The organism is Bradyrhizobium sp. USDA 4538, assembly GCF_024171045.1.
Lineage (GTDB): Bacteria > Pseudomonadota > Alphaproteobacteria > Rhizobiales > Xanthobacteraceae > Bradyrhizobium > Bradyrhizobium australafricanum.
Genome location: NZ_JALJZE010000001.1, coordinates 1,121,239 through 1,133,554, shown reverse-complemented (window position 1 = coordinate 1,133,554; position 12,316 = coordinate 1,121,239). Strand labels below are relative to the sequence as shown.

General features: G+C 65.3%; 12 protein-coding genes. 9 read left to right on the top strand and 3 right to left on the bottom strand.

All coding sequences use genetic code 11. From position 1 onward, the window contains the following. Window positions 1-21: 21 nt before the first annotated feature. Entirely contained in the window at window positions 22-1,245 is a 1,224-nt protein-coding gene (locus J2R78_RS04960) for an ABC transporter substrate-binding protein (protein ID WP_253603270.1), read from the bottom strand. A 202-nt stretch (window positions 1,246-1,447) separates the two neighbouring features. Here J2R78_RS04960 and J2R78_RS04955 point away from each other — a divergent pair, with 202 nt between their 5' ends. From J2R78_RS04955 to J2R78_RS04915, 9 genes are all read left to right on the top strand, one after another. Further along, window positions 1,448-3,001: a long-chain fatty acid--CoA ligase gene (locus tag J2R78_RS04955; protein WP_253603268.1), complete on the top strand. Its 1,554-nt coding sequence runs from the start codon at window positions 1,448-1,450 to the stop codon at window positions 2,999-3,001. Then, window positions 2,971-4,068 carry a phosphotransferase gene (locus J2R78_RS04950; RefSeq protein ID WP_253603266.1) on the top strand — a complete coding sequence of 366 codons (1,098 nt, stop codon included), beginning with the start codon at window positions 2,971-2,973 and terminating at the stop codon, window positions 4,066-4,068. Before J2R78_RS04955 ends, J2R78_RS04950 begins: the two co-directional genes overlap by 31 nt. Continuing rightward, window positions 4,065-4,574, top strand: a complete 510-nt coding sequence (locus J2R78_RS04945) for a hypothetical protein (RefSeq protein WP_253603264.1) — start codon at window positions 4,065-4,067, stop codon at window positions 4,572-4,574. Before J2R78_RS04950 ends, J2R78_RS04945 begins: the two co-directional genes overlap by 4 nt. Before the next feature lie 189 nt (window positions 4,575-4,763). Then, on the top strand, window positions 4,764-6,023 hold the full coding sequence (locus tag J2R78_RS04940; RefSeq protein ID WP_253603262.1) for a Rieske 2Fe-2S domain-containing protein: 1,260 nt from the start codon (window positions 4,764-4,766) through the stop codon (window positions 6,021-6,023). Beyond that, the gene (locus J2R78_RS04935) at window positions 6,023-6,520 is read left to right on the top strand and encodes an aromatic-ring-hydroxylating dioxygenase subunit beta (protein ID WP_038387409.1); all 498 of its coding nucleotides are present in this window, start codon (window positions 6,023-6,025) and stop codon (window positions 6,518-6,520) included. Before J2R78_RS04940 ends, J2R78_RS04935 begins: the two co-directional genes overlap by 1 nt. A gap of 13 nt (window positions 6,521-6,533) precedes the next feature. Beyond that, complete coding sequence (locus tag J2R78_RS04930; RefSeq protein WP_253603260.1) at window positions 6,534-7,328, top strand: enoyl-CoA hydratase/isomerase family protein; 795 nt, start codon at window positions 6,534-6,536, stop codon at window positions 7,326-7,328. 1 nt (window position 7,329) lies between these two features. After that, the gene (locus tag J2R78_RS04925; RefSeq protein ID WP_253603257.1) at window positions 7,330-8,079 is read left to right on the top strand and encodes an SDR family oxidoreductase; all 750 of its coding nucleotides are present in this window, start codon (window positions 7,330-7,332) and stop codon (window positions 8,077-8,079) included. A gap of 1 nt (window position 8,080) precedes the next feature. After that, window positions 8,081-9,019 carry an alpha/beta hydrolase gene (locus J2R78_RS04920; protein ID WP_253603255.1) on the top strand — a complete coding sequence of 313 codons (939 nt, stop codon included), beginning with the start codon at window positions 8,081-8,083 and terminating at the stop codon, window positions 9,017-9,019. Then, on the top strand, window positions 9,016-10,209 hold the full coding sequence (locus J2R78_RS04915; protein WP_253603253.1) for an acyl-CoA dehydrogenase family protein: 1,194 nt from the start codon (window positions 9,016-9,018) through the stop codon (window positions 10,207-10,209). Before J2R78_RS04920 ends, J2R78_RS04915 begins: the two co-directional genes overlap by 4 nt. A gap of 184 nt (window positions 10,210-10,393) precedes the next feature. Here the strand turns inward: J2R78_RS04915 and J2R78_RS04910 are convergent, their stop codons facing one another. Next, entirely contained in the window at window positions 10,394-11,140 is a 747-nt protein-coding gene (locus tag J2R78_RS04910; protein WP_253603251.1) for an NAD(P)H-dependent oxidoreductase, read from the bottom strand. A gap of 4 nt (window positions 11,141-11,144) precedes the next feature. Beyond that, a complete protein-coding gene (locus J2R78_RS04905; RefSeq protein WP_253603249.1) occupies window positions 11,145-12,305 on the bottom strand; it encodes an ABC transporter substrate-binding protein in 1,161 nt (386 codons plus the stop codon). Window positions 12,306-12,316 lie beyond the last annotated feature (11 nt).

Sequence of the window (12,316 nt, the reverse complement as noted above, 5' to 3'; positions counted from 1 at the left end):
GGTCGGACGGGTGGCGCGGGATCAGTCCTTGGCCGGGCCGGCGCCCACGATGTCGCCGAACAGCACCCAGGTCTTGCCGTCGAAGCGGGCGAAACGGCGCTCGGTGATCGCCGCGTAGTCCTGCGGCGTGGTCTGGATCGTGATGCCCGGGAGCAGCATCGGCAGCTCGATGCCGCTGAGACTGGTGGCCTGCTTCAGCACGTTCTCCCGCGCGAGGTTGTCGCCGCAGCGCTGCAGGATGATCGCGCCGAGCTGTGCCGTGGTGTAGCCGGTCACCGCGATCACGTCGTTCGGATCCATCCCCGGCATATATTTGGCGGCGAAGGCGAGATAGTCGGTCATGCCCTTGTCATTGGCCCAGGCCGGATCGTTCGGCGTCTTGTAGGATGTCGTGGTCAGGATGCCGGTCGAGGCCTCGATCCCCGCCGGCACCAGCACGCCGGCGATCGAATTCGCGGTCGAGCCGAGGAAGATCAGCGGTTTCCAACCAAGCTCGTGGATCTTGCGGATCGCCATCGAGGCGAATTTGTTCTGTGCGGCGATCAGGATCGTATCGGCGCCTGATGCTTTCAGGTTCACGATCTGGGAATCGATCGTGGGCTCGGTCGACTGATACATCGCCTCCTTGACGATCATGGTGTCGGCCTTGGCGCCGAGCCCTTCCTTCAGGCCAAGCACAAAGTCCTTGCCGATGTCGTCGGCCTGCAGCAGCACGCCGATCCTGGCATCCGGCTTCTCGCGCAGCACGTAGCGCGCGATGATCCGGGACTCGTTGACGTAGGTCGGCGAGTAGGGCGTCGTCCAGGGGAACTGCTTGGGATCGTTCCAGCGGGTGCCGCCACTCTGCACCAGCAGATGCGGAACGCCATTGCTGTTGAGATATTTCTGGATCGCGGCGTTGGTCGGCGTGCCGAACGGCGCCATGATCGCGAGCACCTTGTCGTTCTCGACCAGCGCGCGCGTCACCTCGACGGTCTTGGGCGGGCTATAGGCGTCGTCGCGGGTCAGGAAGTTGATATGGCGGCCGTTGATGCCACCCTTCTCGTTCAGCATCGTGAAATAGGCGAGCATGGTTTTCGGGAAGCTCGCATAGATCGACGCCGGTCCGCTGTAGGGCGCATTGGCGCCGAGCAGAATCTCGCTGTCACTGACCCCGGGACCATAGGCCTTCTGTGCGTTCGCAGTTCCGAGCGCGCCGGCGAGCGCGAACGCCCACACCGCAAGCGTGACGATTGGCTTCCGCATCTTCCCCTCCCATGACGCCCTCTTTTGCGGGGCTGGTTGATCCGGCGATGGAAGCCTTGAAAGGCTTTACCCCTCGCATCGGCTATGCAATAATAGACCGTCTGTCCGGATTATCAACTGGAATTTCCGGACGGCGTATCGGCCTCATGCGTGACGGAAACATCCGCAGGCGTGCGCGGCCGCATGACGGTGTGGAGGAAACATGAAGCTGACGCAGGCGCTGATCGCGGCGGTGCAATTGCGCAAGGACGCACCCGGCACCATCCACGCCGGACGGTCGCGGAGCTGGAAGGAGATCGGCCATCGCGTTGCCTGTGCCGCGGGCGGGCTGCGACGGCTCGGCGTCGATGCCGGCGATCGCGTCGCCATCCTCGCGCACAACAGCGACCTCTATATCGAGGCGCTCTATGCCATCGCCTGGGCCGGTGCGGTCGCGGTGCCGCTCAACACGCGCTGGGCGGTCGCCGAAAACGCCTATGCGATTGACGATTCCACGCCAAAACTGTTGCTGGTCGACAAGGCCTTTGCCGAGATTGCGTCCGCGCTGCGCGGCGCAAAATCACTCACCGCTATGGTCTATCTCGACGAGGGACAAGTGCCCGACGCTATGCAAAGCTATGACGAGCTCATTGCGCATGCGCCGATCGAGGACGCCTCCGGCGCCTACAACGATCTCGCGGGCATCTTCTACACCGGCGGTACCACCGGGTTTCCCAAGGGCGTGATGCTGTCACATGCCAATATCATCTATGAATCGCTGGTCTGGATCTATGCGCTCCGGTTCCGTGAAGATACCCGGTATCTGCACTCGGCCGGCATGTTCCATCTGGCCGGCACCTCGCCGATGATCGCGCTCACGCTCGTGGGCGGCACCCACGTCACCATCCCGAAGTTCGAGCCCGAGCTCGCGATGAGGACCATCGCCGAACACAGAGTGGACTACTGCCTGTTTGTGCCGACCATGCTCAACATGATGCTCAATCATCCATCCTTCGGCACATATGACCTGAGCAGCGTCAAGGATTGCGAATATGGCGCCTCGCCGATGCCCGACGCGCTGCTGGTCAAGCTGATGCGCGTGCTGCCGAGCTGGCGCTTTCACCAGGGCTACGGCATGACCGAAAGCGCAGCGCTGGCGACCATCCTGCCGTGGGAGTATCACGCGCTGGAAGGGCCGCTGGCGGGCAAGCGCAAATCGGCGGGACGGGCAGCGCCAGGCGTCGAAATCCGCATCATCGATCCCGCGGGCAATGAGGTGCCGCGCGGCACGGTGGGCGAGATCGCGATCCGCGGCGCCGGCGTGATGCTCGGCTATTGGCGCAAGCCCGAGGAAAGCGCGCGCGTGCTGCGCAACGGCTGGCTGCACACCGGCGACGGCGCCTGGATGGACGAGGACGGCTTTGTCTACATCGTCGATCGGCTCAAGGATATGATCGTTTCCGGCGGCGAGAACGTCTATTCCGGCGAGGTGGAGAACGCGATCTTCCAGCACGAGCACGTCAAGGAGTGCGCCGTCATCGCGGTGCCCGATCCGCGATGGGGTGAGGCGGTGCACGCCATCGTGGTGCCGAAGGACGGCGCGCGGCTCGATTCCGACATGGTGATCGCGCATTGCCGCACCCTGATCGCGGGCTACAAATGTCCGCGCTCGGTCGACGTCCGTCTCGAGCCGTTGCCGCTGACCGGCTCCGGCAAGATCATGAAGTCGGCGCTGCGCGAGGAGAAGTGGCAAGGCTATACGAGGTCGGTCAATTGATGCAGGAGGCTGCGAAACGATCCGATGATGCACCGGCCGCGCCGGAGCCTGTTCGCCCGGTCGCGGTGGATGACGATACAGTGCGGGCCGCACTGGCGCAGCATCTGTCGCGGATATCCGGAATCCGGACGGAGATCACGCGCTTCGGGCGCAAATCGTCGGGTTTCTCGTGGATCACCTATGCCTTCGTGGCGCGCTCCGCTGCCGAAGACGATCGCAAGTTGATCCTGCGCGTCGGCCCGCCGAACGGGCTGTTTGCGCCTTACTCGGTGCTGCCGCAGGTCTACGCGCTGCGGTCGCTTGCCGGCTCCGGCGTGCCGGTTCCGGCGCTGGTGTCGTTTGAACAGGATGGCGCCGAGATCGGCTTTCCGTTCTTCATCTGCGAGCACATCGAGGGCGACGTGCCGGCGCCCTGGGCGGCGAGCGAACTCGATCCGGACCACAAGCGCGCGGTCGCCCGGCAGTTCGTCGAGATCCTCGCGTCGCTGCACCGGGTCGACGCGGATGCGACGCCATTCGCATCGCGGCATCACAGCGGAGAACGTGCCGAAGTCCGCGCCATCGCCGGCTGGCGCGCCTCGCTGGCGCGGCCGACGGCGCGTTACTATCCGCTGCTCGACTGGGGTGGACGCTGGCTGCAGAACAACTGTCCGCGGCCGCCGCGCCGGACCATCGTGCACGGCGACTACCGGATCGGGAACTTCATCGAGCACAACGGGCGGATCACCGCCATCCTCGATTGGGAGCTCACGCACCTGGGCGATCCGCATGAAGATCTGGCCTGGGCGATGATGCCGACCTTCAACGCCAGGAGCCGGAAGCTCTATGGCGTGCTCGAGCGCGCGGAGGTGATCGATCTCTATCAGCGCGCCTCCGGCATTCCGGTTTCGGACAAGAGCCTCGCCTTCTACGAGGCTTATGCGCTGTATCAGGCGGCCGCGATCCAGATGTGCGCGGTGCGCGCCTTCGAGGTCGATCGTTTCAACGACATGCGGCTTGCGGTGATGGCAAGTCAGATGCCCTCGATCGTGCGGGCCTTCGAGCGCGCATTGGAGGCCGCGGCATGAGCGCGTCATTCGAACGGCTGATCGACGGCATCATCGATGCACTGCAAAGCCATGTCGTGCCGAACAGCAACGACGATTTCGTTCGCGGGCAGGTGTTCTCTGCAGTCTACGCGCTGAACGGGTTGAAGCTCGCGGCCGACTGGAAGGCCGAGCCGCTGCTCGAGCAAGTGCGTCTGCAGGACGATACTTTCGCGACGGTCGAACGACTGGCCGGCAGCATGGCGCATCCGGAGGTTCCTTCGACGCCGCGCATCCAGGGCGGCACGTCCGACGTTGCCGCGATCGAGGCATTGCGCGACGATGGCGACCGGCGGCTGGGGCAACTTCTGCTCTGGGCGAGCGGGGAGGACGTACGGGCGGCTAATCCCAATGCCGCGACCGAGATCGAACGCCTGCTGCGGCGGGCGATTTGCGACCAGCTCAAGATCGAGCTTGCGACGACGCCGAAGTCGATGCTGCAGCAGATCGCAGGCGGCGAACGCGACGGTGGCGCGGCGCAGGACTGAGTCCGTCGCATCGCTAGCTACCCGGAATTGCATCTTTGCGCAGTGTTCCGGGAATCATTGGTGGCCCCGGGGACAGAAGCTTGCCGGCCCACGGAGCCCGTGCTATTAATTCACCGAACGGTCGTTCGGATTATTATTGACGATCGGTGAAGGCATCCGCGGCAGGCGATCGGTGAGGGAGACGGAGCGATGAACATGATGACCGGCGTCCCGCCATGGGAGCGGCTGATCCGGCCCGACCGGGTGCACGGATCGCTCTACACCGACCCTGACATCTTCGAGGCCGAGCTCAAGAACATCTGGTACCGCACCTGGGTCTATGTCGGGCATGAGAGCGAGGTCCCGAACGCCAACGACTACGTCGTCAAGTCGATCGGCCCGCAATCCGTGATCATGACGCGCGACGAGCAGGGCAAGGTCAATTTGCTGCTCAACCGCTGCTCGCATCGCGGCAACCAGGTCTGCTCCTATGACCGCGGCAATGCCCGCTCGTTCACCTGTCCGTTCCATTCCTGGACTTTTGCCAATGACGGCCGCCTGGTCGGTTATGCCTTCCCCGACGGCTATGAGGGGCAGGACAAGTCGCAGCTCGCGCTCGGGCGGGTGACGCGCGTCGAGTCTTATCGCGGCTTCGTGTTCGGCTCGTTCGCGGCCGATGGCCCGACGTTGAAGGAGCATCTCGGCGGCGCCGCCGAGACCATCGACCGGCTGGTGCGCACCTCGCCGGAGAGCGAGGTCGAGATCACGGCGGGCTTCCTCAAGCATCGCGTCAAGGCGAACTGGAAGTTCATCCTGGAGAACGAGTGCGACGGCTATCACCCGGCCTTCGTGCACACCTCGATCTTCGGCGTCGCCGACAGCATGATCGGCAAGCTCTATGGCGGCGCCTCGACGGCGCTGACGCGCGACTACGGCAACGGCCATACCGAGATCGACCTGCGGCCCGAGTTCCGCAAGCGCGATGCGCCGATGAGCTGGTTCGGTACCAGCGAGGACCGGCTGCCGGACTACACGGCGCGCATGAAGGCCGCCCATGGCGACACCGCTGCGCGGGAGATCATGATCGATGGCACGCCGCATGTGATGATCTTCCCGAACCTGTTCATCGCCGAGATCCAGATGTTCGTGATCCAGCCGCTTGGCGTCGACGACAGCGTGCAGCACGTCACCGCGCTGCAGTTCAAGGGCGCGCCCGATCTGAACCGAAGGCTGCGCCAGCAGACCATGGGCTCGGTCGGCCCGGCCGGTTTCCTGCTGGCGGACGATTCCGAAATGTACGAGCGCTGCCATCGCGGCGTGCTGGCGCGCAATCCCGAGTGGATCTTCCTCGGCCGCGGCGAGAAGCGCGAGCGGCAGGACGAACTTGGCTTCACGGTCGGCCACGTCACCGACGAGGTGCCGTCGCGCGGCATGTGGACCCATTATCGCAAGCTGATGGAGCCTAGCTGATGCTGTCGCGCGAGAGCAGCGCCACGTTGATGAGCGCCATCACCGCCTTCCTCTATCGCGAGGCGCGGCTGCAGGACGAGCATCAATACGAGGCCTGGGAAAAGCTCTGGACCGACGACGGCGTCTATTGGGTACCGGCCAACGGCGCCGACATCGACCCGGAACGGCAGATGTCGATCATCTACGACAACCGCTCGCGGATCGCGCTGCGCGTCCGGCAGCTGATGACCGGCAAGCACTTCACCCAGACGCCGCAGTCGAATTTGCGCCGGCTGATCTCCAACATCGAATTGATGGACGAGCAGCCTGACGATGGCGACATCGCGGTCGCCAGCAACAGCCTCATTTTCGAATCGAGCCTGCGCGACGACACGCTGTGGGCGGCGCGCAATGAATACCGGTTGCGCCATGTCGATGGCGAATTGCGGATGGCCGCCAAGAAGGTCATCCTCGTCAACAACGACAAGGCGATCTACACGCTTTCGTTCCTGGTCTAGAGGAAAACGCGCCATGATCGACAAGGGCCCCGTTCTGCTCGATATTACCGACGGCATCGCGCGGCTGCGGCTCAACCGCCCCGATGCCTCCAACGGCATGAGTGTCGAGCTGCTCCGCGCGCTGTGCGACGCCATCATGGTCTGTCATGGTCATTCCGGTCTGCGCGTCGTGCTGCTGAGCGGCGAGGGTACCAATTTCTGCGCCGGTGGCGACGTCCGCGCCTTCGCCTCCAAGGGCGAGAAGCTGCCGGACTATATCCGTCAGGCCACCGCCTATCTGCAGAATGCGGTGACTGGGCTGCTGCGTCTGGAGGCGCCGGTCATATCATCGGTGCAGGGCTTTGCGGCGGGCGGCGGCGGTTTCGGCCTGGTCTGCGCTTCCGACATCGTGATCGCGGCGGAATCGGCAAAATTCCTCGCCGGCGCGACGCGGGTGGCGATGGCGCCGGATGCCGGCGTCTCCGTTACGCTGTCGCGGCTGGTCGGCCTGCGGCGGGCGATGTCGATCCTGTTGACCAACCCGGTGATCCCGGCGGCGGAAGCGTTGCAGATGGGCATCGTCACCAGGGTCGTGCGTGATGCCGAGCTTGCCGAGGCATCGCTCGCGCTGGCCCGCGAGCTTGCGGCCGGCGCGCCGAAGGCTCTGGCGGCGACCAAGCGGCTGGTCTGGGCCGGCACCGGCACCAGCATCGAGCAGTGCCTGTCGGAAGAGGCGCGCACCGTCGCCGAACTTTCGGGGATGGCCGATGCACGCGAAGGGCTCGCCGCGGTGATCGAGCGGCGCCAGCCTGTATTCACGGGGCGCTGAGGTGGCGAGCTTGCCATTCGGACGTCTCGATGGCCGCCGCGCCTTCGTCTCCGGCGGCGCGCGGGGCATCGGTGCTGCGATCGCGCGCAGCTTTGCCGGCGTGGGCGCCAGGGTTGTGATCGCCGATCTCGATGTCGCCGCGGCCTCGGAGCTGGCGCGCGAGACTGGCGCCGGCGTTGCAGGATTAGACGTCAGCGATGCCACGGCGGTGCAGGCTGTAATGGCGCAGGACGGCCCGTTCGAGATTGTCGTCAACAATGCCGGCATCGATCAGCATGCCTTCTTCACCGATACCACGGCGGAAGATTGGGCACGGCTGATCGCGGTCAATCTCACCTCGGTCTTGGCCTGCACCCACGCCGCGCTGCCGGCGATGCAGGCGGCGCACTTTGGCCGCATCATCAACGTCACCTCGGAAGCGGCGCGGCTCGGCTCAAAGGGCGGCGCGGTCTACTCCGCAGCCAAGGGCGGCGTGATCTCGTTCACCCGGAGCATCGCACGGGAAAATGCACGCTATGGCATCACCGCGAACGCGATCGCGCCGGGACCGATCCGCACGCCGATGCTGGAGCAGGCGGTGGCAAAAGGCGGCGACAGGATCCTGCAGGCAATGACCGGCGCAACGCTGCTCGGCCGCCTCGGCGAGCCGGAGGAGGTCGCGGCTGCCGCGCTGTTCCTGGCTTCCGACCAGGCCGCCTATATCACCGGAGAGACGCTCGGCGTTTCCGGCGGCATGGGCATCGGCGGCTGAAATGGGCAGCGCGGACGACGATATCGCAATCACGCCGGTCGATCGCGCGATCGAGCGTTTGCGCGCGATCTATCGCGGCTGGACCCGCGATACATCGGTGGCGCAGATGCGCGACGACTGGGACGCCGCCTTTGCCGGCTGCTCGGTGCCGGTGACGCGCCAACCGGTCGCCGCCGGCGGGGTCGACGGCGAATGGCTCGTGCCGACGGGCGCATCGCGCGACAAGGTGATCCTCTATTTTCACGGCGGCGGTTTCCGCATCGGCTCGGTCGCGTCGCATCGCGACCTGGCCGCACGGATCGCCGATGCATCCGGCTGCCGCGTGCTCTCGATCAATTACCGGCTTGCCCCGGAGCATCGTTTCCCCGCGGCACTCGAGGATGCGCTGACTGCCTATCAGTATCTGCGCGATCAAGGGCGGCTGCATCCGGCGGATATCGCCTTCGCCGGGGATTCGGCCGGCGGCAATCTCGTGCTGTGCACGATGCTGGCGGCGCGCGACCGTGGCCTGCCGCTGCCCGCCGCCGCCGCGCTGATGTCGCCCTGGACCGATCTCGCGGCGAGCGGCGCCAGCTATGAGAGCAGGGCCGCGGCCGATCCGATCCACCAGCGTGCGATGATCCTGGCGCTGGCGAAGAACTATCTCGGCAAGAACGGCGATATCAGCAATCCGCTGGCCTCGCCGCTTTATGCCGATCTCACCCGTCTGCCGCCGCTGCTGGTGCAGGTCGGCGACCGCGAGACCGTGCGCGACGATGCGACGGAACTGGCCGCACGGGCGAAGGCTGCCGGTGTCGACGTCAAGCTCCAGGTGTGGGACGGCATGATCCACGTCTTCCAGATGTTCCCGGAGATTCCGCAGGCGCGAGAGGCGATCGCATCGCTGGCAGCTTTTTTGCGCAACCATCTTCACATCGGCCATGAGAGGGCGCCACAATGAACGTCATGACGTCGGATCCGCGCCAGCTCACTGAGACCGAATTCCACTTTTCGGAGCAGCCCAATCTGCCCGAGGAGCTCCGCATGCTGCGCGAGCAGGTGCGGCGCTTCGTCGAGAAGGAAGTGGTGCCACATGCCGAGGCGTGGGAGCGCGACGGCAAGATCCCGCGCGAGATCTATCGCCGCATGGGCGCGCTCGGCTTTCTCGGCATGCGCCATGCGGCCGACTATGGCGGCACCGACATGGGGCCGCTGGCCTCGATGGTGTTCGCCGAGGAGCTGGGGCGGTCCAGCTTCGGCGGCTTCACCTCGTCGATCCTCGTGCATACCGACATGTCGGCGGTACACATCTCCTTGCGCGGCACGCCGGAACAGAAGCAGAAATATTTGCCGGCGATCATCCGCGGCGAGACAGTCTGCTCGATCGCGGTGACCGAGCCGGACGCGGGCTCCGACGTCGCAGGCCTCAAGACGCGGGCGCGGCGCGACGGCGACAGCTGGGTGATCAACGGCGCAAAGATGTTCATCACCAACGCGGTCTATGGCGACATCCTGATCGTCGCCGCGCGGACCGACCCGCATGCCAAGGGCAGCCGCGGCATCTCGCTGTTCATCGTCGAGCGCAACACGCCGGGCATCACGGCGACCAAGCTCGACAAGCATGGCTGGCTCTGCTCCGACACCGCCGAGATCGCGTTCCAGGACGTGCGCGTGCCGGCGGAAAACCTGCTCGGCGAGGAGAACAAGGGCTTCTATGGCATCATGGAGACCTTCCAGAACGAGCGCATCTGCATCGGCGGCATCTGCGCGGGCGAATCCGCCAAGGCGATCGAGCTGACGACGAATTACGTGAAGACGCGGCAGGCATTCGGCGGCCCGCTCTGGAATCAGCAGGGCGTGCGGCTGAAGCTCGCCCAGCTTGCCGCGAAGGCGGCGGCGGCGCGGGCGCTGGCCTATCAGGCCGCCGAGCTCGCGGCGGCCGGGCAGGATTGCCTGCGTGAGGTCTCGATGGTGAAGGCGCTGTCGCCCGAGGTGCTGCACGAGGTCGTGCATGGCTGCCTGCAACTGCACGGCGGCTCAGGCTTCATGCGCGGCACCCCGATCGAGCGCATGGTGCGCGACGCGCGGGTGCTGACGATCGGCGGCGGCGCCACCGAGGTGATGCTGGAGGAAGTGGCGAAAAGGATGTGACGCCGGCGCTCTTTCTTACCTCGCCCCGCTTGCGGGGAGAGGTCGGATCGCATCGTGAGATGGGATCCGGGTGAGGGGGAGTCTCCACGAGCGTTTCTGGCAGCGCGTCTGCGGATGCGGCCCCTCACCCCAACCCTCTCCCCGTAAGAACGGGGCGAGGGAGCAGACCTACGTCCGGGTCATGTCATTTCTGGGCATGAGCGCCCTGGCCGACCGTCTGCGCCGCAATGCCCGGCTTCAGCCGCCAGTCCTCGCCAAAATCCGCGAGCGGGTGGAAGAACAGCGGCTCGGTGGTCTCGAGCTGCCGCAGCCGTTCGGCATAGTCGTTGAGATAGCGGCGCCGCGTGGCCTCGTCGACGAAGTTCACTGAATACGACACGAACGGCGGCAGCACCTTGCAGCCGGCATAGGCCAGCATGCCGTTCTGGATCGGCCACAGCACCACATCGAGCGCGCCGACCAGCCCGTCGGGCGCGCACATGCCGGGATAGGCGGCGGTCGAGGTCACGACCATGGCGCGGCGGCCGGCAAGGCCGCCGGTGTCGTAGCGGCGGCCGCTGCCGTAAATTGCGCCATTGACGAACACGCGGTCGATCCAGCCTTTCATGATGGCGGGGACGGAGAACCACCACAGCGGAAACTGCAGGATCAAGAGGTCGCACCACAGCAGCTTCTCGATCTCGGCGGCGATATCGCCGCTGAGCGCCCCGTGCTGCAGGTTGTATTTCTGCTCGCGGTCATATTGCAGCCGGTCGGGAAACCGCCGCGCGCCAAAGTCTTCGGCGGTCGCCACCGGGTTGAACCGCATGGCGTAGAGATCGGAGATTCTGACCGTGTGCCCGAGCGCGGTCAGTTCCGCCACCGACCGCGCCAGCAGTGCAGCGTTGAACGACTGCGCCTCCTGATGGGCAAAGACGATCAGGACCTTCATCTCTCTAGTTCACCGGCTTGAAGCTGAGCGTCGCGGCATCGGCCTGCATGATCTGCAGCTTCTGGTTCGAGAAGCGGACGCCGGGACCGAAGCTGATCGGCGCCATCACGCCGGTCTCGACATTCTTGGTCTTCTCCAGTTCCGAGATGGTGCAGGCCCAGGTCGGCTGCTTGCCACAGCGCTCGATTGCCGCGATCAAGACCTTCGCGGCGGCATAGCCGGTCATGGTGTAGCGGTTGATGCCCTTGAACTCGGCCTCCGACACCAGCGGCTTGGCCTTCTCGAGGAACGCCTTGCCCGCCGCGCCGGCGAACGGCTCGACATAGTCGACCGCGTAGATGCCGTCGCCGGCCGGGCCCATCAGCTTCAGCACCGGCTCGATGCGGCCGGGCCAGAAGATGCCGGTCACCGGCTTGATGTTCAATTTCTCGAGCTCTTTTGTCATCGCGATGTTCTCGGCGATGATGCCGCCGGCCAAAAATACCTCGGCGCCGGCATCCTTCAGCTGAAGCATGTCGGACGAGAAGTCCTGCTGGCCCTTCTTGTAGTTGCCGCTGTAGACGACGTTCAGATTCTTGCCCTTGACCACGGAATCGAAGCCGTCGCGCACGGTGATGCCGTAATCGTCGTCCTGGGTGATCAGGCCCCATTTCTTGCCGGGGTTCCTGTCGGCGAGGAAGTTGACGAGATGGATGATTCCCTCCTCGTAGGATTGGCCGACCACGAACACGTTCTTGCGCGCCGGCTCCCACAGGAATTTGACCGGCGCGACGTCGATCACGGTCGGGATACCGGACTTCTCCAGCACCGGCATCACAGCGATCGACTGGCCCGAGCCGGAGATGCCGAGCATCGCGAAGACCTTGTCGACGTCGATCACCTTCTTGACGCCCTGGATGGTTCGCGCTGTGACGTAGCCGTCGTCCTCCAGCACATATTTGATCTTGCGGCCGTTGATGCCGCCGGCGGCGTTGGCTTCGGCGATCGCGATCTTGTGGCCGATCGAGGCGGCGACGCCCAGCAGCGCCGGCGGGCCGGTCAGCGGCTCGACGTCGCCGATGAGGATCTCGCTGTCGGTGATCCCGGGATCGGCGGCAGCGGCGGGGCCGATTGCAAGACAGGCCGTGGAAAGCAGCAGCGCGGCCGCCGCCAGGTGTTTGATCATTGTCTCCTCCT